This window comes from Mesobacillus sp. LC4 (assembly GCF_053543455.1).
In genome coordinates this window covers 322,654-348,440 of the sequence record NZ_JBGCUB010000003.1, presented here as the reverse complement: position 1 = coordinate 348,440, position 25,787 = coordinate 322,654, and the positions used below count along the sequence as shown (strand labels likewise).

Sequence of the window (25,787 nt, the reverse complement as noted above, 5' to 3'; positions counted from 1 at the left end):
ACAAAACAAAGTCACGTCCACGAGATTTTGCCTGAAGTCATAGATGCAGTGACGTTATCATACAAACCTTCAATTCCACACAAAAAACCCCACTGAATCACCAGTGGGGTTCTGCAATCTTATTGTTGTTGATCATCTTTTTCATAAAAACGAAGCAAGTCTCCGTAAATGATCTGATCTGAGTAACTCAGTTCGTTCTTGGCATGCTCGATGAAAGGTTCACAGCTTGCACCATCAGTTGGTTCGCCTGTCGCCTTATCGTAGCAAACGCCTTTTGTGTAGACTAAATCTTCGGTAATGAAGCTTCCGTCTCTTAGGGCAACAAAGTTATCCTGCTTTTCGGAGAACATGTCTGCTCCAAACTGGATATCTTGCTTAGTATCGATCCCAGCGAGATTCAGCAATGTTGGGCGAAGATCGATTTGACCAGTTACAGTTGAAATCGTCTTGCCTTCGTGACCAGGGATATGGATAATCATCGGCACACGCTGCAGTTGTGTAGAAACAAATGGCGTGATTTCCTTTCCAAGGTATTGCTCCATTGCTTTGTTATGGTTCTCGGAAATACCATAGTGGTCACCGTAGATCACGATAATTGAATCCTCGTAAAGTCCTTCTGCTTTCAAATCTTCGATGAATAGCTTCAATGCTTCATCCGTATAGCGAACGGTTGGGAAGTAGCGGTTCAAAGTGCCGCTGTTAGAATCAAACTCATCAATGAATTTATCTTCTTCATCCAGTTCGAACGGGAAGTGGTTTGTCAGCGTAATGAACTTCGCGAAGAACGGTTTTGGCATTGCTTTTAAATGTTCAACTGACTGGTCGAAGAAGTCCATGTCCTTCATACCCCAGCCAACAGAGTTTTCTTCATTCACTTCATAATCCGGCAATGAGTAGAAACGGTCATAGCCGAAGTTGTTGTACATGACGTCACGATTCCAGAAGCTCTTGTTGTTCGCATGAAGCTTCGCAGTGTAATAAGAGTTTTCCTTCAGCCTTTCAGCAAGTGACATGTATTCATTCCCTGAATGGGTGAAGAATACGGCTCCGCGGCCAAGCGGATATAAAGAGTTTTCCAATAGGAATTCGGAATCAGACGTTTTACCTTGTGCCGTCTGATGGTAAAAGTTATTAAAGTAATAGCTGTCTTTAATGAACTCATTCAAGAATGGCGTGATTTCCTGGCCATTCACCTTCTGTCCAATGACGAAGTTCTGGGTAGATTCCATTGAAATGACAATAAGGTTCTTTCCCTTTGCCGCACCGAACATTTCTTTAGATGGTTCTTTATATTGAGCGCGAGTATAGTTCTCGATTTCGGTCAACTGGTTGCCATCTGCCATGGCTCTTTGTGCTGTTGTCTTTGTTTGTAGGTACGCATCATAGATATGGTGATTGTACGTCCCGATATTCTTCACAAGGATTTCCCTGTCGAACGTACGAGTCAATAATTCAGGACGTTCAGACTCAGAAAGCCCAAGGTTGAAAAAGGCAAGACCAATCGCGCTGAAGTAAAACGCTGCTGCATATACGTTTTTGTACTTTTTAAAAGAAATCTTAGGCGTCTTTACAAAAGCCAGCGCTAGAATCAACAAGGTATCGGCAAAATAAATGATATCAGTCCAGCTAATCAATTCCCCGACACTGCTCTTCAAATCGCCCATATTGCTTGTCTGTGTCAACAGCGGAATCGTGATGAAATCACTGAACTCCTTATAGTAAACAACATTGGCGTAAAGAATAAAGGAAGTGATGAAACTTGTCGCGATGACAAAAATTTTCTGCTTCCTGCCTGCCATGAAAATCCCTAGCCCCAAAGCGAACATAAGGAAGCTCAATGGATTAATGAACAGGATGAATTCCTGCATTTTATTTTCAATATCTATATCAAAATTGAACTTATAAACGGTGTAGGTTTTTAGCCATAATAGAACAATGGCAATCAAAACAAAACTTACGGACATATTCTTTTTAGTCCCCATGCAATCCCTCCTAGGAATCTATTGAAGCTTACATTTTACCACAAGTGAAAATAGTTTTGTAGCTGTACTGATAATCGCGTAATTTTCCGATATTAATTATACGTTTAAAAGCAGGGAAAAGTTTCTGGTAATTACTTCAAGTCTTTTTTATTCATATAACTTTGTCCTAACAATCGTATCCGTCTGGCGCTTTTGTTTTTTTTGCCATAGGAAACTTTTTTGGAGTCCTGTCAATTATATGGACAAGGGTAAAAAGGTTGCTATAGACCCACTCACTTCTTGGTTGTTATTATGTTTGAGCAGTAATTGATTTGGAGGACAGTCCATGAATGAAGAACGTTATTCCAATTTGAAATTAGGCGAACGTGGAGCCATTATAAGTATCCTCGCTTATATACTTCTTTCTGCCTTGAAACTTTCTGTAGGTTATATCAGCGATTCCGAAGCATTGAAGGCTGATGGTTTGAACAACACGACCGATATATTAGCCTCGCTTTCCGTCCTCATCGGCTTGAGGCTATCGCAAAAACCTGCGGATGATGACCATCTTTATGGCCACTGGAAATCGGAAATGGTCGCTTCGATGGTTGCATCTTTTATCATCATAGTTGTCGGTTTCCAAGTTTTAACCAGCGCTTTCACATCCGTTTTCGAAGGAGCTCAGGAAGCACCAGATCTGATTGCTGCCTGGACAGGTTTATTTTCCGCACTCATTATGTATTTCGTGTATCGTTATAACCGGAACCTCGCTAACAAAATAAAAAGCCATTCGGTCATGGCCGCGGCTAAAGATAACCTGTCCGATTCTTGGGTGAGTATCGGTACGGCCGTCGGAATCATCGGCTCCCAATTTGGCTTGCCATGGCTCGATCCCGTAACCGCAGTCATCGTTGGTGCACTGATTTTAAAAACAGGCTGGGACATCTTCCGCGAAGCATCCCACCAGCTGACAGATGGCTTTGATGTAGACCTAATTAAAGAATATAACGATACCATCTGTAATATTCCTGGTGTCAAAGGAATTAAGGATATAAAGGCACGAAGCTACGGCAACAATATTGTCGTCGACTGCGTCATCACCGTGAATCCAACCCTCGATATCAGCACCGCACATGACATCTCGACAAGAGTTGAAGAGAGGCTTATGGATGAATATGATATCTATGACGTCCATGTCCATGTAGAGCCGGATTGAGCAGGAAAAAGATATGAACGACTAAAGGTTGGTTAATGCTATACTTAGCAGGTCAATTATTTTAGAAGGGTACAGGTATTGATTCATGAAGTTTGTAAAATCGCAGATGAAACAATTGATTAAAAATAATCCAGAGCTGCAAACACGCTTATCTAGTTTGATAAAAGAACATGACCTGGAGAAAAGCTTTGCATTAAAAGCTTTGTATCACTCTGAAGTAGCTGAAGGCGGAAAGTATCAGAGTGCATACCAATCACTTGACTTACCCAAAGGGTGAGTCAATTTTATTTCTGCAAGGCAAGTTATAAAAAAGAATGGATAAAAGCTGTACTGTACAGGGAAGGATTTGAATCTGATTGACTCTCACTAATTTTGAACCTAAGTCATTTATATATAATTACGCATTTCCAGCTGAAGAAAAAGAGTTGTGTGCACTGGAAATGCGCTCGTTTTTTGGGAAGGATACAGACTCCAGCGTCCTTGAGAGCACTTTAAAAATCGACCCAAGCCGTAGTCCTTTTATGAGGGGACGCTTGGATGTCTTCCTTGAGGGTGAGCAATTAGAGGACCTAATTGAGCAATTGAGGAAGCTGGATTTGAATGGCGCTACTTTTAAAGTGATGTATGTAAAAGTGGCAGGTCCTGAAAAGGTGGATTTTGAAGAGAGACGCAGAATCGAACGAGTAGTGGGTCTGGAAATTCCCGGGGAGCCGGAACTGGTAAATCCTGATCTGTTGTTTGGGATCATGAATGTGAATGAGCGTTGGGTATTTGGTGAATACCACAGCAGTGAAGCGGTCTGGCTGAACCATCAGCAAAAACCGCATAGCTATTCAACTTCATTAAGTACGCGTGTAGCAAGAGCTGTCGCTAATATCGCCGTTCCTGATCCTTCTGGAGTTAAAGCAATCGATCCATGTTGCGGAATTGGAACGGTAGTGGTGGAAGCATTATCGATGGGGATTGACATTGTTGCCAGTGATATCAACCCGCTCATTCTGCCTGGAACAAGAGAGAACATCGCGCATTTTGGCTATGACACAGAAGTGACGTTTAAGGACATCCGCCACGTCACTGGGAACTATGATGCAGCGATTATTGATATGCCGTACAATCTGTGCTCGGTCATCACACCCGAAGAGCAGCTCGAGATGCTCCAAAGCACATATGAATTTGCTGATAAAGTAGTCATCGTCACGATTGAACCAATCGACTCCATCATCGGAAATTCCGGATTTGAAATTGCTGATCGCTGTGTCGTGAGAAAAGGGGCCTTCGAACGCGAGATCATTGTCTGTAAAAAATAAGATAAATTTAAGGACGATTATGATATCATAATCGTCCCAGACTGTAGACAAACTCGATGGAAATCGAGCTTGTCTACAGTCTTTTTTTTGGTTGGTGCTGAAATGGGGGCTGTTGATTTCCGTTCCAGGTGCTTCGCTTTCCGCGGGGCTGGCGGTGAGCCTCCTCACCGCCGTTGGCGTCTGCGGGGTCTCACCTGTCCAGCTGAGCCCGCAGGAGTCTACGCGCCTTCCACTCCAATCAACAGGACTTCCAAACTTAACGTGGAACTAACCATAAGTCTATTTTAAAATAGATATATATAACGCTTGAGGTGATAAAGATGCTTTCGAAAAACAATCCAATCCAACGAGATCAATTAGAAATGGTTGCTTTAGACCAACTGGTTCCTCAGGAACATTTAGTCCGTAAGATGGAAGCTGCCCTAGATTTTTCTTTCATTTATGACTTGGTGAAAGATGTGTATTCGGAAGTAGGGCGCCCAAGCATTGACCCTGTGATTTTAATTAAACTTACCTTCATTCAATATACCTTTGGCATCCGTTCCATGCGCCAGACCATTGCCGAAGTAGAAACGAATATGGCCTACCGCTGGTTTTTGGGGTATGGATTCCATGATAAAGTGCCCCACTTCTCCACCTTCGGGAAGAATTACGATCGCCGTTTTAAAGATACCGATTTGTTTGAACAGATCTTCTATCGAATTCTTAAGACCGCAGCTGATAAGAAACTTATTAGTGCAGAACACGTCTTCATTGATTCAACCCATGTAAAAGCAAGTGCGAATAAGCATAAATTCGAGAAGAAAGTGGTGCGTAAGGAAACACGGGCGTATCAGGAGAAACTCCAGGAAGAAATCAATCTGGATCGGGAAGAACATGGGAAGAAGCCATTTCCTCCTGATAAATTTGATAAGGAAGAGTCAAAGGAAATCAAGGAAAGCACGACCGATCCGGAGAGTGGATACTACGTCAAGGATGAACGGACAAAGCAGTTTGCCTACTCCTTTCATGCGGCATCAGACCGTAACGGATTTGTCCTGGGGACCATTGTGACACCTGGTAACACGCATGACAGCCTGATTCTTGAGCCACTGGTAGAACAAGTGATAGAGAAAGTCGGAAAGCCCAAAGCCGTTGCGGCCGACGCAGCCTATAAAACTCCCGCTATTACGAAGTTCCTGATGGAAAACGAAATGACCCCAGCTTTGCCTTATACACGACCGCGAACGAAGGACGGATTCTTCCGTAAATATGACTATGTATATGACGAATTCTACGACTGTTATTTGTGTCCTGCCGGTGAGATCCTGAAGTATTCGACCACCACAAAAGAGGGGTATCGTGAATATAAATCCCCAAAACACATCTGTGCAACCTGCCCGTTTTTAGCGCAATGTACAGAAAGCAAGGATCATCAAAAGGTGGTAACTCGTCATATCTGGCAGGAGTATGTGGAAGAAGCGGACCACTTGAGGCACAAGCAGGAAGTAAAAGAAATCTATGCGAAGCGTAAGGAAACCATAGAGCGCGTATTCGCAGATGCAAAAGAAAAGCATGGCATGCGTTGGACAACCCTAAGGGGCCAAAAAAAATTGTCGATGCAGGCGATGCTTACTTTCGCTGCCTTGAACTTGAAGAAGATGGCCAACTGGACTTGGAGAAGTCCAGTAATGGCCTAAAAGTATAGCGAAGAGAGTCTATTTTCTTTGAAAAATTCGATGAAATCCAAAAAGGGGTTCGGAATGAGAGCATTCCGAACCCCTTTTGTCGACAAACTGGGACGATTATGATATCATAATCGTCCTTTTTTCTGCTGTTCTTAATCCAGCTCCAGCGCTTGTCGGGGCTGTACGAGGCGCTTGCGCTTTTTGCTTTATTTAATAGCCTTGCTGACTCTAAGCTTCTTTCCTTTGATCGTTGCATTCTCCATTGCCTGAATGACAAGCGAGCCTTTTCCGTTCAGGATGTCGACATATGACATAGTATCGTGGATCGTGATGATGCCGATATCATCTGCGGTTACTCCAGGGATTTTCGCGATCGTTCCAACGAAGTCGACAGCACGAAGCTTCTTCTTTTTCCCGCCGCTAAAATGAAGCTTCATAATGTCCTGGTTGATGCGCGCTGTCTTGTTGTTTTTCACGACACGGCGCCCACTGATTTTTTCATCGAACGCAGCCTGGTTTCTAGCAACTTCCTGCTTGCCCGGAGCCTCTGCCACAGGAATCTCAAAGCCAATGTATCGTTCGATAGCCTTGATGAATTTCCCTTCATAAGGTGTAGCAAGCGTAATCGCTTTTCCTTTATTACCAGCGCGTCCAGTTCGGCCTGTCCGATGCACATAGCCCTCTTTTTCCATCGGAACGTCATAGTTGATGACGAGCGAAACGTTATCAACGTCAATCCCGCGTGCAGCAACATCGGTCGCCACTAGATAACGGAAATTCCCCATCTTGAAGCCATTCATTACGGCGAAGCGGTCTTCCTGCTCTAATCCGCCATGAAGTCTTTCACAGGAATAATTAGCATCCTCCAGCTGTTCAAACACAGTATCAACATTTTCCTTCGTTCGGCAAAAAATGATGCAGCTCTCCGGGTTTTCAACAACGGTAATGTCTTTAAGCAGTGAAATCTTATCTTCTTCTTTCACTTCGATCAGCAAATGGTCTATCGTATTGGTTGTGACCCCAGTGGAAGCAATTTCGATATTAACAGGATCTTTCATATATTTATGACAGAGATTTTCAACGTCTTTAGGCAATGTCGCAGAAAATACCATCGTTACTCTGTCTGATGGAAGTTCTTCGATAATCGATTCCACATCATGGATAAAACCCATATTGAGCATTTCATCCGCTTCATCTATGATCAGGTACTTGATCTCATCTAATACAAGTGTTCCTCTTTCGATATGGTCAATCACACGTCCGGGCGTTCCAACAACAACATGCGTTTTTTGCTTCAATTCCTCTTTTTGTTTAGCGAAAGGTTCCTTCCCATAAACGGCCATCGCTTTAATTCTTTTGAACCTTCCGATATTCGTAATGTCTTCACGAACCTGAACGGCCAGTTCCCTTGTAGGAGTAAGAATCAACGCTTGTGGATTTTTTTCCTCCCATTCAACCAAATCGCAAATAGGAATGCCGAAGGAGGCAGTTTTACCGCTTCCAGTCTGGGACTTTACGACAAGATCTTGCTTCTCCATTGCTAACGGAATGACTTCTTCCTGAACCTCTGTTGGCGATTCATATTTCAACACTGAGAGGGCGCGTTTAATTTCGTCGCTTAAGTTGTAATCGTCAAAACTTCTTTTACTCATGTGAAAACCTCTTTTTATTTTATTATTCCACTTATTTATATTTAGGATTCTCGCAAAGAATCATCATATGCATAAACTGAATAGTATTCATTATACTTCAAACGCGAGACTAATCGACTTAAATTTGAGAAAGGGAAGCCTTCGAACAAATTGTGCTCCTTGATGATGCTCTTTTGAAAAATAAATTAGAAGCTATGAAAAAAGGCTGATTTATAATAAAAATTTCACAAATTATCAATAAATCTCATGATACCCAAAGGGGTTATCAGGATATAATGAAAATAAGGAAGAAAACGATTTCATTTTTCTGAAAGGGTGTTGGACATGAACTATCAAGAAGTCAAATCTCAATTAGAAGCATTGCAGATGCAGCTGGCAAATAAAATGCAGAATCCAAGCCTGTCTATAGATGAAAAAAATGAGCTTCAGAGAGCGATTGCAAACTACGATTATATTATTGAATTAACCTGTATGAATCATTTTGAGCGGGGCAAGGCCATTCACTAATAAACGAAGCCTGGAGGTTGGTTCCTCCAGGCTGTTTTTATGGAAAAATCTTGGAGCTAATGCTAGCACCATCGAGCTTTATAGGACTCCGCTTAATGGCTTCTGGCTAAAATAATCCAATGCATAATTGACCTGGTCAATTTCATAGATTTTTCTTTCAATGCAAAACTGAATCACAAGATCGGATGTTTCACTGTCTGACAAAGAGTAGCCGGCAGAGCTTAACAGCTTGTCGGTTTCTTTTTTGTTGAGCTCAAGGGCCAGCGCAAGGGCTGTGACCGTGTTTTTACTCGGTTTGTATTCAGGGTTTGAGCGGATCTTTGAAAAAAGACGTCGGTCAAGGCCAGCTTTCTTATAGACCTCGGAGTCCTTGCAGCCTTTTTTATCTATAAATCCAAACAATACTTTCTGGAGAGTCGGCTTTCTCTTCTCGGCTATGAAGCTTTCAATCTCGAGGGGTGAAATGCTCTCAAGGACATAATCCTCTATAGGTCCAGCGGACTTTTCATAAAGGACAAAATTCATATTAAGATCGATATACTCTTGTAAATCTGCCAATATTTTTTGATCCAGCATGTGGCCAGCCTCCTTGAAAATGTCGCTTAACAGGCGACCAAAATATGGATGAATCTAGATATGATTATATCAGATTCAGCTTAGGAGGATGATAGTGATGAAGAATAATTTAACGGAAATCATTTTTTTGCTAGACCGGAGCGGCTCGATGGCAGGGCTGGAGAGAGACACAGTTGGCGGATTCAATGCTTTTGTAAAAAAGCAGACCGAACTGGAAGGCGAGACAATCCTGACAACGGTGCTTTTTGATGATCAATATGAAGTGCTCTGGAACGGGATTGATGCACGGGAGGCGAAGCTCACTGAAGATGAGTACTATGTCCGCGGGATGACAGCACTTTTGGATGCAGTCGGAAAGACGATCCTTGATGTTGGCTACCGTCTCGCCAGAACAAGTGAGGAAAAGAGGCCAGGAAAAGTCATCTTCGTCATCACGACCGATGGCATGGAGAACGCGAGCAGCGAGTTCACATATGGAAAGGTGAAGGAGCTGATCCGGCACCAGCAGGAAAAGTACAACTGGGAATTCATCTTCATGGGAGCAAACATCGATGTGGCCAAAGAAGCTGACAGCCTCGGAATCAATATTGAGAATTCCTTTAACTTCGAAGCCTCTGAAAAAGGAATTGAAAACATGTATGAAATGGTGTCAGAATCGATCACCGAGAAAAGAATGAAGGGAATGTCTGAAGATGAAAATCTTTAAGAAATGGTGGTTCTGGTTGATTGCAGTTATTATTGTCTTTGCTTTAGCTGGAGGCGGAGGAGAAGAGGAAACAGCGACCAAGGTAGATCAAGCCGCGGAAACTTCAGCTTCTGCAGCTGGAGAAACCTCAGCATCGGCAAAAGAAGAAGAGAAAGCTCCTCCAGTAAAGGAAGAATTCGCAGTCGGGGAGAAGGTCCAATTAGAAGACAATGTGCTGACGGTCACCAAGGTTGAGAAGTCTGCCGGAGGTGAATTTGACCAGCCAAAGGATGGCCATGAGTATGTTGTGGTAACGGTTTTGATTGAAAATGCAGGTGTTGAGAATATTTCTTATAATCCGTTTGATTTTAAGATGTCGAACAGCCAGGGGCAAATCGTTGACCAGGCATTCACGACGATTGATACAAATACCGCACTACAATCCGGAGAACTCGCACCTGGTGGAACGGTTACTGGCACAATCGCTTTTGAACAGCCAGCCGGAGATCCTGGCCTGCAGCTTCAATACACCCCTAGCTTCTGGTCCGATAAGACAATTAGGGTGAATTTGCAATGAGAGCAGGGGAGCGGCTTGGCCGTTCCCTGCTTTTGACGCTTTCCTGACATGTTAAAGCACTGTTTTGCAGTGAAATCTCCTTTAGCAATCCATATTATTTTAAAAAAATATTGCATCTGACATTTTGCTGACATATTACCAGAGTAAATTATAAGTATAAGGTTCATGTCCAATTTGAATCTAAATAAGAAAGATTTACAGGAGGATGTCAGATATGAAAAAGAAATCAGTTATTGGCTTCACAATTGCAGGTTCATTATTGCTTGGAGGGTATGCAACTACATCGTTGGCGAATGATGACAGTACGACAAGCAGTGCTGCGACCACTGTCAAAAGTTTTTTTGGTAAGGGCTTTGGCCATAAAGGATATTACGGCGGGAACTCAGAGGTACTGATCGAAAAGGCAAAGGATCTTGGCATCAGCACATCAGGAAAAGATGCTCAAACATTAATGGGTGAAATTCGTGAAGCGACAATTAAGAATGAAGCAAAAGAACTTGGGATCAAGACAGACGGTAAGGATATCTCAACGCTGGCTGAGGAAGTCCAATTGGCGAATCTTAAGGAAAGAGCAAAGGATTTGGGTATTTCTGCTGATGGAAAAGATGCCGCAGCCCTCCACGATGCGATTCGTCTAGAGAACCTTAAGAAGGAAGCGAAAGAGCTGGGCGTTTCAACGGATAACAAGGATGCACAGACTTTAATGGAAGAAATCCGGACAGCGAACTTGAATAAAAAAGCGAAGGAACTGGGTGTTTCTACTGAGGGAAAAGACCTGCAGACATTGCAGCAGGAAGTTCATACAGCTTATATCAATCAACAGGCTAAAAAGTATGGAATTGCAGTAGAAGGTAAGGATATCCGCGACATTGCGCAGGAGGTGCGGTCTGCTAAAGTAAAAGCAGATGCCAAAGAACTGAACATTACGATTGACGGCAAAACAATCGGTGAAATCGCCCAGGAAGTGCAGGAAAAGAAAGTCCTGAACTTGGCGAAGGAATTGGGAATATCGACTTCTGATAAAGACACACGCCAGCTGATGGAGGAAATTCAAGCCAAGGACGCTGATAAGCTAGATGAGTTGTTCGAAGATGGATTCGGGCGCCATGGAATGGGCTTTGGACATGATGGTGGTTTCGGATTGGGCAGTGGTTTTGGACAAGGCGGAGGTTTCGGAATGGACAGTGGTTTTGGACATGGCGGAGATAAAGGCGGAATGGGACATGGCGGTTTCGGAGGTAAAGGTGGCCGTGGCGGCATGCACCATAGCGGCAGCGGAAGAGGATTTTAATTTCATTAAATAGTAAGGGCCCCCCGATATCAAGCGGGGGTTTTTCCTGTAAGATAAGAAGTAGAAAAGTTCAAATATATAGGATGATGGGAGGGGCGGCGATGAAAAGCATATTAATAGTAGAAGATGAACAAACGATCTCAAGAGTGCTGGCAGTTTACCTGAAGCATGAAGGATATGAGATACTCCAGGCGTACGATGGCAAACAAGGTCTCCATTTTTTTACCAAGCACCAGCCTGATCTTGTTCTGCTGGATGTGATGCTGCCTGAAAGGGATGGCTGGGATGTTCTGAAGGAAATCCGAAACATCAGCTCCTGTCCCGTCATTATGCTGACTGCCCTGGGGGACATTGACTATCGCTTAAAAGGGCTGAACCAGGGAGCGGACGATTATATTTCCAAGCCGTTCGTTGGCGAAGAAGTGGTTGCCAGGGTAAATGCCGTGCTGCGCCGTTCCTCCCAGGTTCTTGAAACGGAAAACATGAAACAGTTTGGCAGCCTTAAGATCAATATGGATTCGCATGTCGTCTCGGTCAATGGCGAAAAAGTAGTGTTAACGCCCAAAGATCTCAGCTTGCTGATTTTCCTTGCGGGGAGACCCAATCGAACCTTTACCCGGGAAGACTTGATTGAAAATGTCTGGGGGATGGATTATGACGGAAGCGATCGCGCAGTAGATCTATCGATAAAAAGAATCCGCCATTCACTGGCGGGTTGGCCCGCTTCACAGGGAGAGATCAGGACATTAAGAGGATTGGGGTATCAGTTCAGTGTTTACGAAAAATAAAAAGCGCGTTCCATTGTTGAGATATTGGACAACCAGATACCTGCTGACCCTGATTGGCGGGCTGCTTTTGCTCGGTGCCGGTTCGGTGTGGTGGATAAAGGAAACGACACTGGAAAACCGGTTGAAGTTAATGGAATACATGGCTGTTGAAACTGCCGACCGGGTCGCGCAGGCCGACGATTTCGGTGGTTTTGACAAAAGGATGGGAGACCCGACTAAATTTTTCGAAATGGAAAGTCAGCCACTGCTTTTCATTACTGATATGGGTGGGAATGTCCTGAACACAGGCCCAATGCACGGCGGGGGCGGCCCTCGTCATCTTTCAAGAAATGTTCCCTCGGAAATCCTAACAAGTGATGACAGCATTCAAAGGGTCATGGAAAATGGAACAGCTATTTATGTTGTTAAAGCGCCCATCACCATCGATGAGCTTCAGGCCGGATGGGTTGTCGTTATGCAGAATGCTGCTGATTTGGCGGATGTTGACCAGGAATACCGTTTGTTGCTGATTTTACTGGTGGGACTTGGCTTGCTGGGATGGATTGTCATTTATCTTCTTACCAAACGAATCCTGAAACCAATCCAGGATGTAGCGAGGGCAGCGGCACAGGTGCGGGAAGGTGATTATGACATCATGCTGGATTCAAACCAAAAGGAACTTGAAATGTATGAACTGGTTACTTCTTTTAAAGAAATGACCAGCCGTCTGACCCAGCTGGAGCAAATGCGAGCAGAGTTGCTCGCGGGGGTCACCCATGATCTGAAAACGCCGGTAACCTCGATCAGCGGCCTCGTCCAGGCTGTGCGGGATGGAGTCGTGACTGGTGAAGAGCGCCAGGAGTTTCTGGATATCACCCTAAAAGAAATCCAAAGATTGCAAACGATGATTTCAGACCTGCTGGAATTCAACTCATTGGCAGCCGGGGCTTTTACGATTCGCACAGAAGATTGTGATATGAATAAACTCGTTGAGGATATCGGGAGGCAGTGGCAAGTCACACAAAATGAACCTGTTGATCTGATGGTCATCACGCCTGACCACTCCATACATGCTGAAACGGATCCTTTGCGCTTACAGCAAATCCTGATTAACTTATTGAATAACTCCTACCAGGCAATCGGTCATGATGGCAGCGTATCCCTCATTCTTTCAGAGGGAAGGATTGATGTGAAAGATACCGGTTTGGGAATTCCGGAAGCTGAGCAGGCGCTGGTGTTTGAGCGTTTCTTCCGTGGTGAGAAGAAAAAACTGAAAGTCAGGGGTCTCGGCCTCGGCCTGCCTTTCAGCAAAATGTTGGCCCGCTCGCTGGGGGCAGAGTTGATTTTAAAGGAGAGCAATTCAAGCGGTACGACTTTTTCAATACTATGGCCAAAAGAATTATAGAAAAAGGGCTGCATCTTTCTTTGCAGCCCTGTTTAAGCGTTTAGTAAATGATCAATGGAATTATCCAGTTTCTCATTCTCACTGCCATCCAGCCATTCATCTGGAATGACGATGAATCTGGCATGGCCCCCATTTAAATAACTATAGATGATTTGGGCTTCATCAAGTTCCTCCTTGCCGATGACGACAGATTTTCTTTTCTCACACTGCTGAAAAGATTCTAAGACGGTGTCCCTGATCTCCCCTGTCAGCTGACTAAACTTCTCTGGACGGTATTCCTTACTAAAAATAACCTTATGCCCTTTGATAAGAAAGATCTTCAATGTGCGGTCGTTGATCCATTCACCCACGACAATATTCTTATTTCCTCCAGTGAATTGAATCATATTTTCCTTATACAAAAGGATGGAGAATGACTTCATGTAATTCCTGTATTTTGCTGCTTCTTCAAATTTAAATTCTTCGGAGGCATGATTCATTTTCTGCTCTAGTTCGTCCAAAATCTCAGTATCAGAACCTTGGAGAAAAGAAATGAACCTTTCCACGATTCTATTGTATTGCTCAACCCCTGATCTGCCTAAACACAGACCATTGCACTTCCCCAGGGTATAGTTCAGGCAAGGAGAACCCTTGAGGGGTTGAATGCAGTCTATTTTGAAATACTCCTTAAAGTTTTCAATTGCTTTTTTTACATAAATGGGACTGGTATAGGGTCCAAAATAAATCGTTCCGCCATCATCGGACTTTTCAGATACGATCGAAATTTTCCGGAAAGGCCCGTCCATCTTAATGGCAATATAAGAGTAAGAAAGGTGGCTCTTCATTTTCTTGTTAAAAAGTGGCTTCAGTTCTTTGATAAGTTTGCATTCAAGAATGAATGCCTCAAATTCCGTATCAGTATGCAGGACATGAAAATCATTTATGTTAGCGACCATCTTCTTGATTTTTTGGGGATGGGCTGCAGAGTTTTGAAAATAGGATTGGACCCGCTTCTTGAGGCTTTTCGCTTTCCCGACATAAATCACTGTACCGTTGTAATCTTTCATAAGGTAAACACCAGGAGTAAAAGGAAGGTTCTTGACTTTTTCTTTTATATTCATGTCCGATCCCTCAATTATCTCTTATTTCTGAATCCTTATATATCTTCATATTTTAGCATAAGACGGGATGAGCGCTCTTTAGAAGCATATAAAGGTGGAATTCTTTAAAATGTTTCCGCTTTCATTCACTATCTCGCCCGTATGCTCCCGAATTGCCTCGATCTCCTTGAATCTAATTCTGAGGATGTTACTATAGGTAACGTTGATAAAAAACGAACGGAAATAAAAATTTTGAGGTGAATGCGGTTGTTAAAACATAAAAAAGTAGCATTTTTAGGTGCAGGATCAATGGCGGAAGCAATGATTTCAGGTGTGGTCAAATCAGGCAAGATGCGTGCGGAAAATGTTTATGTGACGAACAAGAGCAATGCAGCGAAGCTGGAGCGTCTGGAATCCAGATACGGAATCAATGCGATGCCTCAGAATGAATTACCATACGCAGAAATAGATATGTTTATTTTAGCGATGAAGCCAAAGGGAGCAGCAGGTGCTCTAGAGGCTTTGAAGGATCAATTAGTGCCCGGCCAGGTGGTCGTGTCCGTTCTGGCAGGCATCTCAACAGGTTTCATGGAAGAAAACCTTAAGAGTGGCCAGCAGGTTGTCCGCGTCATGCCGAATACATCAAGCATGATACAGGAATCAGCGACTGCCATTTCACCAGGGATGCACACAACGAATGAAAACATCGAGGATGTAAAAGAACTTTTAAGCAGCATGGGCAAAGTGTTCCTGATTGAAGAAGAGCAGATGGATATCTTCACAGGCCTTGCCGGAAGCGGACCTGCTTATTTTTACTACTTGATGGAGCATATGGAGCGTGTCGGCAAGGAAAACGGCATGGACGAAAAAATGGCCCGTGAAATCATTGCCCAGACCATCCTTGGTGCAGCAAAAATGATCATCGAAAAAGACGAAACGCCAGAGGTGCTCAGGAAAAACGTCACCTCCCCGAATGGAACGACAGCATCGGGCCTGAATGCGTTAAGGAAGTACAATGGCGGTACGGCGATCTCCCAGGCCGTCAACCATGCGGCGAACCGCTCAAAAGAGATCAATAAAGAACTCGAAGGCGTTCTCGTCCCTTCATAACAAATCAATCCTTAAATTAAAAAACAAAAGCTCCCGGCTAATGAAGCCGGGAGCTTTTTACATATACAAACGGTAACCCCGCCATTTTTCGTAGAGGTACTGAAAGCCATACAATAAGTATGCTTTGTAATGAAGATAGAAAAAGAACTGGATAGGGCTTAATCTCTTCAGTCTTACGATCTTGAGTTTTTTCAGCACATGGATGAAAAAGAATGCGAAAATGCCGTCTGCAATGGCATTCAGTCTGATGAACCTTTTGAAATCCCCATAAGAATTTTTCAAGAGCCACATTGATAGTGGCATATAAGGTCCGATGCTGAATGGTAGTTCATCCCTGAGGAATGACTTTCGTTTATTGTAAAACTTCCACCAGTTCCGCTTGTGCCCATACATATGGTTGATGATTTCAAAAATAATGATAAAAACTCCGGCAGCAGAGTATCGTTTAAAGCTTCTTTTGCCGATGAACAATAACGATAGCCATGGAACAAAAATCATTACAAGATTAAACAGGAAATGCCTCTTTGAAATCATCCGATGTCCTCACCTCAACTACTTTCAATTCTATCTATAAACTATCCATAAATTAGTAAAATTAACCGTGAATAAAATAAACGAAATAGAGTTTTCTTCTGAAAGAAAGTTTTCGTAATTATTGAAAAAGTAGCATTGTTTGGCATATAATCACTTGAAGATATTAAAGGAGAAACGAAAATGATACGGAGATTTTTTACTTATTACCGCCCTCATCGGCGGCTATTCATCATTGACTTCAGCAGTGCGGTGATTGTTGCTTTGTTGGAACTTGCTTTTCCGCTTGCCGTGCAATGGTTCATTGATACACTGCTGCCCGGCGGAAACTGGAATATGATTGTTACTGTAAGCGTCGGGCTGCTGCTGTTGTATATCATCAGCACATTGCTGCAATTCATCGTCAATTACTGGGGCCACAAGCTGGGAATCAATATTGAGACAGATATGAGGCAGCAGCTGTTCCAGCATGTACAGAAGCAATCATTCCGCTTTTTCGATAATACGAAAACCGGACATATCATGAGCAGGATCACCAATGATCTTTTTGACCTGGGAGAGTTGGCGCACCACGGACCAGAGGACTTATTCATTGCAGTGATGACCTTCGTCGGCGCGTTCTGGATCATGCTGACAATCAATGTCAATCTGGCATTGACGACGATGATCATCGTGCCATTCCTGATCTGGCTAATTACCTATTCCAATCTAAAAATGAACACAGCATGGAAGAATATGTACACAGACATTGCTGATGTGAATGCCAGGGTGGAGGACAGTGTTTCCGGAATCAGGGTGGTCCAGTCTTTTACAAATGAAGACTTCGAGATTGAGAGATTCACAAAGAATAACCGCAAGTTCCGCCGTGCCAAATTGAGTGCCTATAAGGTGATGTCCTTTAGTTCGTCCAGTATTTATATGCTGACAAGGCTGATTGTCCTTGTTGTTCTCGTGTATGGTGCGTGGCTGAGTTTCCAGGGGACCTTGAGTTATGGAGAACTGGTAGGGTTCGTCTTGTATGTGAACGTACTTTTTAAGCCAATCGATAAAATCAGTGCCATCCTGGAACTGTATCCGAAAGGGATGGCAGGTTTCAAACGGTTTACCGAGCTGATGGACCAGAGTCCGGATGTTTTGGACAGGGAAGATGCAATTGAGGTCACTAGTTTAAAAGGAAATATTGAATTCAGCGATGTTACCTTCAGCTATGATGAAAATAAACCGGTTTTGGAAGGAATCAATCTGAGAATTAACCATGGTGAAACAGTCGCGTTTGTCGGTCCTTCTGGTGCAGGGAAAACGACGATTTGTTCATTGATCCCCCGCTTTTACGATGTGAACAGCGGCAGCATCACAATCGATGGCATCGATATCCGCGAGATGACGAAGAAATCCCTGCGCTCGCAAATCGGGATTGTCCAGCAGGATGTATTCCTTTTTACAGGAACACTGCGTGAGAATATTGCCTACGGCTCACTTAGGGCTACGCATGAGGATATCGTCAGAGCCGCGAAACAAGCGCATCTGGAAGATTTCATTGCTGCTTTGCCAGATGGCTATGAGACGCAGATTGGAGAACGCGGCCTGAAGCTGTCGGGTGGACAGAAACAGCGAATTGCGATTGCGCGTATGTTCCTGAAAAACCCGCCGATCCTGATCCTCGATGAAGCGACATCAGCACTTGATACCGAGACCGAAAGAATCATTCAAAAAGCGCTTGGAGAATTATCGAAGAACCGAACGACACTAGTCATCGCGCACAGGCTGGCAACGATCAAAAGTGCCGACAGAATTGTCGTTGTCACGGAGGACGGGATCGCCGAGCAAGGCAGTCATGATGAACTGATTGAACAGGGAGGCATCTTCGCGAGCCTGCATAAGGTCCAATTCGAAACATCCATTTAGGGTTGGTTTATTTTTCCTGTATTTGATATGATAAGAGTAAAATCATGAGAGAGTTGGAGTGAAGTTTCATGACAGGAGCTTTGACAGGGGCTTTAGGTATCATTATGGTGTTTTCGATTCCGCTTGTCGCCATTGTAACAAGCCATTATCAAAAAGTAGCCAAAATCAAACACAACATGATCAAAGACGAAATCGAACTCGAGAGATTGAAGCATGAAAATTACCTGTTAGAAACGGAAAAGATGAAGCTTGAACTGATGAAGATTGAAAGCCCTTTGGACAAAAAAGTTTTATAGAATTTGCCCTCTCGTGAAATGCGAGGGGGTTTTTTTATGTGGGAGAGGTCATCATTTTATCCAAATTTAGGATGAAGGTGCAATTATCTTACTAAACGGTGCAATTAATCTCTATGACCGTGCAATTGCGCCGATCAACCGTGCAATTATTACACTTGACGGTGCAATTATCGCAGTTATCGGTGCAATAACCCGTAGGCCGTTCAAATAGGAGGGGGAACGTCAACTAATTCCCACTAAATGGGGATTAATAGCATTCATTTAACCAGCTTTTTGTTGGCGGAAGGATTTTACCCATTTCTACCGGCTTCATTTATTCACCCAATTAAGTCCTTATCTGAAAAATTTCTTAAAATTGGTTAAATATCCCTTGTGATCTTGCATAATATGTTATATAGTACATTACAACAGTAATGCACTATATAGCCTGTTAAAGGAGGTGCGGGATTGATCCTTAATTCAGATAGCATGAAACCGATTTATGTCCAAATTGCTGAGTGGCTGGAGACGGAGATTCTCAGCGAGAGTATCAAAAGGGATGAAAAGGTTTTTTCACAATATCAGCTTGCGGAAATGCTGAATATCAATCCGGCGACAGCGGCAAAAGGGTTGAATATTTTGGCGGATGAAAACATTGTTTATAAAAAGCGCGGTCTCGGGATGTTCGTATCGGAGGATGCGAAGAAGATAATCATGGCGAAACGGAGGAACCAGACATTGAAGTCATTGGTGGCTGAGTTGGTGCGGGAAGCGGAGCATCTCAAGGTGACAGAAGAGGAATTGATGCAGATGATCCAGGAAGCCAAACGGGATATGAAGGGGGAATCGTGATGAGTGTACTGGAGTTCGAAAATGTAACCAAAACATATGGAAAGAAAAACGCGTTGGATAATCTTTCGTTTTCCCTCGGTGAAAATAAGATTACTGGCCTGATCGGCAGGAATGGGGCAGGAAAGACGACGATGCTGAAAATCGCGGCTGGTTTCATGCGTGAGAGTTCAGGCGAGATCAGAGTGTTCGGAGAGAATCCATTCAATAATCTAACGGTGTCTGCCAACATGATCATGGTTGATAATGACATGAATTTGCCTGCTGCATTGAATCTCGGGGAGTTGTTGGAAACAGCGGGTGATTTTTATCATAACTGGGATATGAAATTGGCGCGAAATCTGCTGGATTATTTCCGCCTCGATCCGAAGCAGACTCATGCCGGGCTATCAAAGGGTATGCGGAATACCTTCAATGCGATTATAGGTCTGGCGGCAAGATGCCCGTTGACCATTTTTGATGAGCCAACTAACGGAATGGATGCGGGAGTCAGGAAGGATTTTTACCGAGCGCTTTTGAAAGACTATATCGCCAATCCCCGGACGATCATCATTTCAAGCCATCACTTGAACGAGGTGGAGGATATCCTCGAAGACATCCTGCTCCTGAAGGATGGCAAGCAATTTTTGCATATGCCAATTGAAGAACTGCGTGAATATGCGGTGGTTGTCAGCGGTAAAGAGGAAGGGATGAAAAAATGGCTGCGCGGCCACGAGGTATTCCACAAAAGCAATGCTGAATTCGGAAGGATCTATGCAGTGATTCGCAATGATCTATCTGATGACCAGATCGCCACAGCGATGAAAAACGGCCTTGAGTTCTCTACGATTTCTAACGAAGACCTCTGTCTGTACTTGACGAGCCAGGAGAAAGGCGGGATTGATGATGTATTTAACAAAGGTTAGCCTTTGGGATGTCGTAAAAAAGCAATTTCGTTTTAAGTTGAAATCTTACCGGGGAGTATTCACTTCCTTAATGATGCTGCAAGTCATTGGAATTCTTTTTTCGCTAGGAGGAGAAGGAGGCAGCGGAGGAAGCACGGAGACTTTCAGTTATGATTCAAACTATTACTCTGGCAACTTCATCCTCGCTTTTATGATGATCTGGGCTTTCATCTCAGCAATTGTTGTTACCACCCAGGCGTATCGTTATGATGATTACTCTTTTGTGGCCAACAGGCTCAGCAGCCACTTATCGAATATCCTGTTCCTAGGCTGGGCAAGTATCATCGGCGGAGTTACATTTTTACTAGCAAGCCAATCACTGAAACTCGCAATATTATTTCAGCAGAACCGGGAATTCATTGAAAGCCAGCCAATGACCGTGCTGCAAATGGGAGAAGGACTGGGTGCCACCATCCTTTATCTGCTCTTGTTCACGGCGATGGGCTATCTGGTCGGAATGCTGGTTCAAAGGAACAGAATTTTTATGATTATTCTCCCTGCACTCCTGTTTGGCAGCATATTTATGAATGTATTACTAGAAAGTGAGTCTACCCTTGTAATTGACATTGGCCAAATTTTTGTGAGAGAAACTTCTTTTATACTGTTTTTTGTAAAAGTGCTTCTCACATCCTCGCTCCTTTATGGCGCAGCGGCCTGGATCTCGAATAGCCTGGAGGTGAGAAAATGAGTCTTTTCATCTTGGTATTTTTTGTTTTACTTTTAATGTTAAGTTTCGGAAGTTTTTCCAAGGGGATTGCAGGTGCCAGATTCCTAAACGGAAGCGGGATCACCAAGGTTTTTACAGGATACCTGGTTATTCTGCTAGTAGCAGGAATTCTAGCATCCATTGTGCCAGTGGAGGGTACTCTGGAAGCAGAGTATTTGACTGATGAGGAATTAGCAGAAAATGATCGGTTGAATAGCGATATTTATTCTATAGTTGAATCTGGAATGATTGAAGAGGCAGAGGGTCTGACCAAAAAAGAGAAATGGGATTTTTCGCTTAACGGCAAGCAACTGGACATAGAGTTCATGGGCCAGAATGTCATGATCTTCATTGAAAAGGTTGATTCTCTTGAGGGGAAAGTCGAAGCGACTCATTACTCCACCTATTCCTATGTTGATAATATTGATATAACCGATCGCTTCAAATCACCAGTTTTAGAACTAAGTGAATCAACTTTAAAAGTCTTTCCGGCTGACCATGTGAATATAAAACTCGTAAAGTTCACGAACGCTTTTCCATTCACCCAATTCAGTGAAGATGGAGAGCAGTTCAACGGCGGTTATGGAATGATGCAAGGATTGGATTTCATTTATATCACTGTCCCAGCTGATACTGATGTCCGCGGAGACGGATATGTGATCAACTAATTCAGGAGCCCCGTTTTTGGGGCTCTTTTTCATATCTGGGGGCCATACGGTATAATGAGTGTATGTAATGATAAATGAGGAATGCAAAATGGCTATACTGAAAAAATTCAATTTTGTCGGTGGAAGGGTTCTGAAGACGGGAATTGCTGTGTTCATTACGGCATTGATCTGTGAGCTGTTAGGCTGGCCGCCGATGTTTGCCGTGATTACAGCGATTGTAACGATCGAACCGACCGCGGCAGATTCAATAAGAAAAGCATATGTGAGATTCCCGGCATCAGCAATAGGTGCGGCTTTTTCGGTCGTCTTCAACTTTGCATTCGGAGACAGTCCGCTAACCTACATGCTCGTGGCCGTCGCGACGATTATTGCCTGTCACAGGCTGAGACTTCAAGATGGAGCACTCGTAGCAGTCCTGACCGGCGTCGCCATGATTTCTACTGTCCATGACCACTATCTGTCCAGCTTTTTCATCCGTCTTGGAACAACTTTGACCGGACTGACAGTGTCGACCCTAGTAAACCTGCTAGTGATCCGACCGGATTATTCAAAATCGATCAAGTCAAAAATCCAGCGCCTGATTGTGGAAACGGGTGACCTGATAGAAGGCAGAGGAACGGAAATCACCAAACACCAGCCTTTGCACCGAGAAACACGGGCTGACTTCCTGAAAATCCTGAAAGACATGGAAGCAATCGAAACACTGTGCAAGTATCAGAAGAAAGAATGGAAGCTGCACCAATTCGACCGGAAAGACATGCGGAATATCCACTATGAATTCAAGAAACTGACGATTATGAGACAAGTCCATTATCATGTTGGTAATCTCGTTTCTGTTCCGTCGATGCACTTGCCCGAGACAAAAGCACAGGTCGTCGAAAACATGGTGAAATCAATCAAGTCAGCCTTCCAAGATCCTGATTTCGCAATGGATGAATCTCATGATGCCATCGTCAAAAAACTGCTGGAACTATTGAGACATGAAGTAGACGAGCGTGAGGCAAAATCCCACCGGTTTTCCGAAGAAACGGTCATCTATTATGAACTCGTTTCAATTCACGACCTGCTGGAAGAGTTGAACCAAATTCACAAGTTTGAAATCCGGCATCAAAAATTGATTGAAAAGTCATTGGAAATAAGCTCCTGATCGGGGCTTTTTTTGTTTGAGGAGATTTCGCTCGACCCTGGGTACTTAAGACAGGTTTGCCTGAAAAACAAGTAAAGCTGTCAACGGAAAATTGCTAATCTAATGGAGGAGCAAGACCTGCCACAAAACCATAGAGTTTATATAAAATCTAATAATTTTCATGACATGTTCCCACAATTTCTCAATCTAATTGAAAAAAATTCTCATTTATCTATTGACATTATTTATGATAACGATTTAATATTTAAATAGGTTAACTGATAATGATTATCATTATCTATCGATACAGAGTAGGAGCACAGAAAATGAAAAAGCGTTACTTAATTACATCTTTGATCATCCTTTCATTGCTCTCCCTGTTTGTGGGAGTCAGCAGCATAACGCCGATGGAACTGCTTGATTTTCAATCGGAAGCAACGGAAATCTTCCTGATCAGCAGGGTACCGCGTTTAGTTGCCATCCTGCTTGCCGGCGCGGGGATGAGCATTGCCGGTTTGATCATGCAGCAGCTTAGCCGCAATAAGTTCGTATCACCGACGACGGCGGGCACGCTCGATGCGACGAGATTGGGCATTCTCGTTTCGATGCTGTTTTTTGCAAACGCGTCCACGATGGAGAAAATGCTGATTGCGTTCGTATTCGCACTGGCAGGAACATTTTTGTTCATGCAAATCCTTGACCGGATTAAGTTCAAGGACGCGATTTTCATTCCGCTTGTCGGGATGATGCTGGGTAATATCCTATCATCCATATCGACATTCTTTGCTTACAAAGCAGATGTCATCCAGAATATGTCCGCGTGGCTGCAGGGTGATTTTTCGATGATCATGAAGGGGCGCTATGAGCTGCTGTACATAAGCATTCCCATCCTGGTGATTGCCTATTTATTCGCCAATCGCTTCACGGTGGCAGGAATGGGAGAAGATTTTTCGAAGAACCTGGGACTCGCGTACAAACGGGTCGTCAACATCGGATTGATCCTTGTCGCGCTGATTACGGCCACCGTGGTTCTGACGGTCGGAATGATTCCTTTCCTCGGGCTGATCATCCCGAATATCATTTCGATTTTCAAAGGCGACCATTTGCAAAAAACATTGCCGCATACCGCATTGCTGGGAGCGAATTTCCTCCTGGTGACGGACATCCTGGGACGCGTGCTGATCTATCCTTATGAGATTTCGATTTCCCTGATGGTCGGCGTCATCGGCAGCGGAATTTTCTTGTACCTGTTGGTTAGGAGGAAGGCATATGCGTAATTCAGTCAAATTAATCCTCCTAGTTTTAATCGCAATGGGTGCGAGCGCGTTGTATTTGTTCCATGACCTGAATGGCAGCTTCGATTATGCCCTGCCTAAGCGGGCGATGAAGGTGGCGGCGATGGTGATCACCGGAGTAGCAATTGCCTATTCAACCGTCGTATTCCAGACGATCAGCCACAATCGCATCCTGACACCAAGCATCATCGGACTGGATTCTCTTTACATGCTGCTGCAGACTGTGCTGATTTTCTTCCTCGGCTCTGGCCATGTAACAGTAGTCAATAAACAGGTGAACTTCATTTTAACAGTGGCTATCATGGTTGTGTTTGCCTTGCTGCTTTACCGGCTTCTTTTTAAAAAAGGAAGTCAACCAATCTACTTCTTGCTGCTGGTTGGAATCATCGTCGGCACCTTCTTCTCGAGTATTACGACATTCCTTCAGGTGCTGATCGACCCTAACGAGTTCCAGGTGGTCCAGGACAGAATGTTTGCCAGCTTCAACAACATCAACACCGACCTGGTGTGGCTTGCCATTGCCCTGATTGTCCTGCTGATCATGTATGCCTGGAGGTTCACAGCCTATCTCGACGTGCTCTCGCTCGGCAGGGAGAATGCGATTAATCTGGGAGTTTCCTATGATTCTATTGTAAAAAAAATGCTCGTGCTCGTTGCCGTATTCATCTCGATTTCCACCGCTCTTGTCGGCCCGCTGACTTTTTTAGGCTTGATTGTTGCGAATCTATCCTATCAAGCTTTCAAAACATACAAGCACAGCGTCCTGATCAGCGGAGCAATTTTAATCAGTGTGATTTCCCTAGTTGGCGGCCAATGGGTCGTGGAAAGAGTATTCACCTTCTCCACCACGCTTAGTGTCATCATCAACTTCGTCGGTGGCGTCTATTTCATCTACTTACTGCTGAAGGAGAGTCGATCCTCATGATTTCAGTTCGTTCACTGTCCAAATTTTACGGAAAAAAGAGTGTCGTTGAAGATGTGACTGTCAACATCCAGAGAGGCCAGATCACTTCGTTCATCGGGCCAAATGGCGCCGGAAAGTCGACGCTGCTTTCGATGGTCAGCCGGCTGCTTGATGCTGATTCAGGGGAAGTGCTCATCGACCAAACCGATGTCCGGAAGATGAAGTCGAATGAATTTTCCAAGGTCGTCTCGATTTTGAAGCAGTCGAATTACATGAATGTCCGCCTGACGATTCGAGAGCTCGTTTCGTTTGGTAGGTTCCCTTACTCAAAAGGGAGGCTGACCGAGGAGGATGAGCGGTTCGTCGACCAGGCGATTGACTACATGCATCTGACCGAGATGCAGGACAGTTACCTCGACGAGCTGTCAGGCGGTCAGAAGCAGCGTGCGTTCATCGCGATGGTCATTGCCCAGGATACAGAGTACATCCTGCTCGATGAACCGTTAAATAACCTGGACATGAAGCATTCGGTCCAGATCATGAAAATCCTTCGCCAGCTTGTCGATGATCTTGGTAAAACGGTCGTCATCGTCCTGCATGACATCAACTTTGCCTCCGTCTATTCGGATCGCATCGTCGCACTGAAGGATGGAAAAGTCGTCAGGGATGGCCCAACGAGGGAAATCATCCAATCTGATGCCTTAAAAGAAATTTACGATATGGATATTCCGATCCAGGAAATGAACAATTGCCGGATCTGCGTTTATTTTAATTCTTAGTAAAA

26 protein-coding genes are annotated in these 25,787 nt (G+C 43.9%); 21 read left to right on the top strand and 5 right to left on the bottom strand.

Annotated elements, in window-relative coordinates; genetic code table 11:
• Positions 1-119: 119 nt before the first annotated feature.
• The gene (locus tag AB5I83_RS12600; RefSeq protein WP_448975823.1) at positions 120-1,982 is read right to left on the bottom strand and encodes an LTA synthase family protein; all 1,863 of its coding nucleotides are present in this window, start codon (positions 1,980-1,982) and stop codon (positions 120-122) included.
• Between the two features lie 325 nt (positions 1,983-2,307).
• Here AB5I83_RS12600 and AB5I83_RS12595 point away from each other — a divergent pair, with 325 nt between their 5' ends.
• From AB5I83_RS12595 to AB5I83_RS12580, 4 genes are all read left to right on the top strand, one after another.
• Positions 2,308-3,177 (top strand): cation diffusion facilitator family transporter, encoded by an 870-nt coding sequence (locus AB5I83_RS12595; RefSeq protein WP_448975821.1) that lies wholly within the window; start codon positions 2,308-2,310, stop codon positions 3,175-3,177.
• 85 nt (positions 3,178-3,262) lie between these two features.
• A complete protein-coding gene (locus AB5I83_RS12590; RefSeq protein ID WP_448975819.1) occupies positions 3,263-3,454 on the top strand; it encodes a hypothetical protein in 192 nt (63 codons plus the stop codon).
• Between the two features lie 163 nt (positions 3,455-3,617).
• Positions 3,618-4,484 (top strand): TRM11 family SAM-dependent methyltransferase, encoded by an 867-nt coding sequence (locus AB5I83_RS12585; RefSeq protein WP_448975817.1) that lies wholly within the window; start codon positions 3,618-3,620, stop codon positions 4,482-4,484.
• Between the two features lie 320 nt (positions 4,485-4,804).
• The gene (locus AB5I83_RS12580) at positions 4,805-6,163 is read left to right on the top strand and encodes an IS1182 family transposase (RefSeq protein WP_448975815.1); all 1,359 of its coding nucleotides are present in this window, start codon (positions 4,805-4,807) and stop codon (positions 6,161-6,163) included.
• Between the two features lie 194 nt (positions 6,164-6,357).
• Here the strand turns inward: AB5I83_RS12580 and AB5I83_RS12575 are convergent, their stop codons facing one another.
• Positions 6,358-7,803, bottom strand: coding sequence for a DEAD/DEAH box helicase (locus AB5I83_RS12575; RefSeq protein WP_448975813.1), 1,446 nt, complete (start codon positions 7,801-7,803; stop codon positions 6,358-6,360).
• A gap of 324 nt (positions 7,804-8,127) precedes the next feature.
• Here AB5I83_RS12575 and AB5I83_RS12570 point away from each other — a divergent pair, with 324 nt between their 5' ends.
• Positions 8,128-8,310 carry a DUF3896 family protein gene (locus AB5I83_RS12570; protein WP_167833505.1) on the top strand — a complete coding sequence of 61 codons (183 nt, stop codon included), beginning with the start codon at positions 8,128-8,130 and terminating at the stop codon, positions 8,308-8,310.
• 78 nt (positions 8,311-8,388) lie between these two features.
• Here the strand turns inward: AB5I83_RS12570 and AB5I83_RS12565 are convergent, their stop codons facing one another.
• Positions 8,389-8,886, bottom strand: coding sequence for a hypothetical protein (locus AB5I83_RS12565; RefSeq protein WP_167833506.1), 498 nt, complete (start codon positions 8,884-8,886; stop codon positions 8,389-8,391).
• A 97-nt stretch (positions 8,887-8,983) separates the two neighbouring features.
• Here AB5I83_RS12565 and AB5I83_RS12560 point away from each other — a divergent pair, with 97 nt between their 5' ends.
• From AB5I83_RS12560 to AB5I83_RS12540, 5 genes are all read left to right on the top strand, one after another.
• On the top strand, positions 8,984-9,592 hold the full coding sequence (locus tag AB5I83_RS12560) for a vWA domain-containing protein (protein ID WP_448975810.1): 609 nt from the start codon (positions 8,984-8,986) through the stop codon (positions 9,590-9,592).
• Positions 9,579-10,148 carry a DUF4352 domain-containing protein gene (locus tag AB5I83_RS12555; protein ID WP_448975808.1) on the top strand — a complete coding sequence of 190 codons (570 nt, stop codon included), beginning with the start codon at positions 9,579-9,581 and terminating at the stop codon, positions 10,146-10,148. The genes AB5I83_RS12560 and AB5I83_RS12555 overlap by 14 nt, the downstream gene beginning before the upstream one ends.
• A 214-nt stretch (positions 10,149-10,362) precedes the next feature.
• Positions 10,363-11,439, top strand: coding sequence for a hypothetical protein (locus AB5I83_RS12550; protein WP_448975806.1), 1,077 nt, complete (start codon positions 10,363-10,365; stop codon positions 11,437-11,439).
• A gap of 101 nt (positions 11,440-11,540) precedes the next feature.
• Positions 11,541-12,227: a response regulator transcription factor gene (locus AB5I83_RS12545; RefSeq protein WP_448975804.1), complete on the top strand. Its 687-nt coding sequence runs from the start codon at positions 11,541-11,543 to the stop codon at positions 12,225-12,227.
• A complete protein-coding gene (locus AB5I83_RS12540) occupies positions 12,211-13,611 on the top strand; it encodes a HAMP domain-containing sensor histidine kinase (protein WP_448975802.1) in 1,401 nt (466 codons plus the stop codon). Before AB5I83_RS12545 ends, AB5I83_RS12540 begins: the two co-directional genes overlap by 17 nt.
• Positions 13,612-13,643: 32 nt before the next feature.
• On the opposite strand, the gene AB5I83_RS12535 is transcribed toward AB5I83_RS12540, so the two are convergent.
• Complete coding sequence (locus tag AB5I83_RS12535) at positions 13,644-14,711, bottom strand: GIY-YIG nuclease family protein (protein ID WP_448975800.1); 1,068 nt, start codon at positions 14,709-14,711, stop codon at positions 13,644-13,646.
• 240 nt (positions 14,712-14,951) lie between these two features.
• Here AB5I83_RS12535 and proC point away from each other — a divergent pair, with 240 nt between their 5' ends.
• Positions 14,952-15,800 (top strand): pyrroline-5-carboxylate reductase, encoded by an 849-nt coding sequence (gene proC, locus AB5I83_RS12530; protein WP_448975798.1) that lies wholly within the window; start codon positions 14,952-14,954, stop codon positions 15,798-15,800.
• Positions 15,801-15,857: 57 nt separating this feature from the next.
• On the opposite strand, the gene AB5I83_RS12525 is transcribed toward proC, so the two are convergent.
• Entirely contained in the window at positions 15,858-16,334 is a 477-nt protein-coding gene (locus tag AB5I83_RS12525) for a hypothetical protein (protein WP_448975796.1), read from the bottom strand.
• A 180-nt stretch (positions 16,335-16,514) separates the two neighbouring features.
• On the opposite strand from AB5I83_RS12525, the gene AB5I83_RS12520 reads away from it, so the two are divergent.
• The 10 genes from AB5I83_RS12520 to AB5I83_RS12475 all read left to right on the top strand — a co-directional run bounded on the left by AB5I83_RS12520 (position 16,515) and on the right by AB5I83_RS12475 (position 25,782).
• Positions 16,515-18,236, top strand: coding sequence for an ABC transporter ATP-binding protein (locus tag AB5I83_RS12520; RefSeq protein ID WP_448975795.1), 1,722 nt, complete (start codon positions 16,515-16,517; stop codon positions 18,234-18,236).
• Between the two features lie 68 nt (positions 18,237-18,304).
• Positions 18,305-18,532, top strand: a complete 228-nt coding sequence (locus AB5I83_RS12515) for a hypothetical protein (RefSeq protein ID WP_448975793.1) — start codon at positions 18,305-18,307, stop codon at positions 18,530-18,532.
• A gap of 447 nt (positions 18,533-18,979) precedes the next feature.
• Positions 18,980-19,363 (top strand): GntR family transcriptional regulator, encoded by a 384-nt coding sequence (locus AB5I83_RS12510; protein ID WP_448975791.1) that lies wholly within the window; start codon positions 18,980-18,982, stop codon positions 19,361-19,363.
• A complete protein-coding gene (locus AB5I83_RS12505; RefSeq protein WP_448975789.1) occupies positions 19,363-20,265 on the top strand; it encodes an ABC transporter ATP-binding protein in 903 nt (300 codons plus the stop codon). The genes AB5I83_RS12510 and AB5I83_RS12505 overlap by 1 nt, the downstream gene beginning before the upstream one ends.
• A complete protein-coding gene (locus AB5I83_RS12500) occupies positions 20,240-20,992 on the top strand; it encodes a hypothetical protein (protein WP_448975787.1) in 753 nt (250 codons plus the stop codon). Before AB5I83_RS12505 ends, AB5I83_RS12500 begins: the two co-directional genes overlap by 26 nt.
• Entirely contained in the window at positions 20,989-21,678 is a 690-nt protein-coding gene (locus tag AB5I83_RS12495) for a hypothetical protein (RefSeq protein ID WP_448975785.1), read from the top strand. Before AB5I83_RS12500 ends, AB5I83_RS12495 begins: the two co-directional genes overlap by 4 nt.
• 88 nt (positions 21,679-21,766) lie before the next feature.
• Positions 21,767-22,825 (top strand): aromatic acid exporter family protein, encoded by a 1,059-nt coding sequence (locus AB5I83_RS12490; protein WP_448975783.1) that lies wholly within the window; start codon positions 21,767-21,769, stop codon positions 22,823-22,825.
• Between the two features lie 305 nt (positions 22,826-23,130).
• Positions 23,131-24,081, top strand: a complete 951-nt coding sequence (locus AB5I83_RS12485) for an ABC transporter permease (RefSeq protein WP_448975781.1) — start codon at positions 23,131-23,133, stop codon at positions 24,079-24,081.
• The gene (locus AB5I83_RS12480; protein WP_448975779.1) at positions 24,074-25,024 is read left to right on the top strand and encodes an iron chelate uptake ABC transporter family permease subunit; all 951 of its coding nucleotides are present in this window, start codon (positions 24,074-24,076) and stop codon (positions 25,022-25,024) included. The genes AB5I83_RS12485 and AB5I83_RS12480 overlap by 8 nt, the downstream gene beginning before the upstream one ends.
• Positions 25,021-25,782 (top strand): iron ABC transporter ATP-binding protein, encoded by a 762-nt coding sequence (locus tag AB5I83_RS12475; protein ID WP_448975777.1) that lies wholly within the window; start codon positions 25,021-25,023, stop codon positions 25,780-25,782. The genes AB5I83_RS12480 and AB5I83_RS12475 overlap by 4 nt, the downstream gene beginning before the upstream one ends.
• The last annotated feature ends 5 nt before the right edge of the window (positions 25,783-25,787 follow it).

Coding starts and splice junctions, on each gene's coding strand:
- proC (WP_448975798.1), top strand. CDS start 14,952: ATGCGGTTGTTAAAACATAAAAAAGTAGCATTTTTAGGTGCAGGATCA.
- AB5I83_RS12580 (WP_448975815.1), top strand. CDS start 4,805: ATGCTTTCGAAAAACAATCCAATCCAACGAGATCAATTAGAAATGGTT.
- AB5I83_RS12590 (WP_448975819.1), top strand. CDS start 3,263: ATGAAGTTTGTAAAATCGCAGATGAAACAATTGATTAAAAATAATCCA.
- AB5I83_RS12545 (WP_448975804.1), top strand. CDS start 11,541: ATGAAAAGCATATTAATAGTAGAAGATGAACAAACGATCTCAAGAGTG.
- AB5I83_RS12505 (WP_448975789.1), top strand. CDS start 19,363: ATGAGTGTACTGGAGTTCGAAAATGTAACCAAAACATATGGAAAGAAA.
- AB5I83_RS12575 (WP_448975813.1), bottom strand. CDS start 7,803: ATGAGTAAAAGAAGTTTTGACGATTACAACTTAAGCGACGAAATTAAA.
- AB5I83_RS12570 (WP_167833505.1), top strand. CDS start 8,128: ATGAACTATCAAGAAGTCAAATCTCAATTAGAAGCATTGCAGATGCAG.
- AB5I83_RS12565 (WP_167833506.1), bottom strand. CDS start 8,886: ATGCTGGATCAAAAAATATTGGCAGATTTACAAGAGTATATCGATCTT.
- AB5I83_RS12585 (WP_448975817.1), top strand. CDS start 3,618: ATGCGCTCGTTTTTTGGGAAGGATACAGACTCCAGCGTCCTTGAGAGC.
- AB5I83_RS12555 (WP_448975808.1), top strand. CDS start 9,579: ATGAAAATCTTTAAGAAATGGTGGTTCTGGTTGATTGCAGTTATTATT.
- AB5I83_RS12520 (WP_448975795.1), top strand. CDS start 16,515: ATGATACGGAGATTTTTTACTTATTACCGCCCTCATCGGCGGCTATTC.
- AB5I83_RS12550 (WP_448975806.1), top strand. CDS start 10,363: ATGAAAAAGAAATCAGTTATTGGCTTCACAATTGCAGGTTCATTATTG.
- AB5I83_RS12515 (WP_448975793.1), top strand. CDS start 18,305: ATGACAGGAGCTTTGACAGGGGCTTTAGGTATCATTATGGTGTTTTCG.
- AB5I83_RS12525 (WP_448975796.1), bottom strand. CDS start 16,334: ATGATTTCAAAGAGGCATTTCCTGTTTAATCTTGTAATGATTTTTGTT.
- AB5I83_RS12595 (WP_448975821.1), top strand. CDS start 2,308: ATGAATGAAGAACGTTATTCCAATTTGAAATTAGGCGAACGTGGAGCC.
- AB5I83_RS12475 (WP_448975777.1), top strand. CDS start 25,021: ATGATTTCAGTTCGTTCACTGTCCAAATTTTACGGAAAAAAGAGTGTC.
- AB5I83_RS12480 (WP_448975779.1), top strand. CDS start 24,074: ATGCGTAATTCAGTCAAATTAATCCTCCTAGTTTTAATCGCAATGGGT.
- AB5I83_RS12600 (WP_448975823.1), bottom strand. CDS start 1,982: ATGGGGACTAAAAAGAATATGTCCGTAAGTTTTGTTTTGATTGCCATT.
- AB5I83_RS12535 (WP_448975800.1), bottom strand. CDS start 14,711: ATGAATATAAAAGAAAAAGTCAAGAACCTTCCTTTTACTCCTGGTGTT.
- AB5I83_RS12485 (WP_448975781.1), top strand. CDS start 23,131: ATGAAAAAGCGTTACTTAATTACATCTTTGATCATCCTTTCATTGCTC.
- AB5I83_RS12490 (WP_448975783.1), top strand. CDS start 21,767: ATGGCTATACTGAAAAAATTCAATTTTGTCGGTGGAAGGGTTCTGAAG.
- AB5I83_RS12495 (WP_448975785.1), top strand. CDS start 20,989: ATGAGTCTTTTCATCTTGGTATTTTTTGTTTTACTTTTAATGTTAAGT.
- AB5I83_RS12560 (WP_448975810.1), top strand. CDS start 8,984: ATGAAGAATAATTTAACGGAAATCATTTTTTTGCTAGACCGGAGCGGC.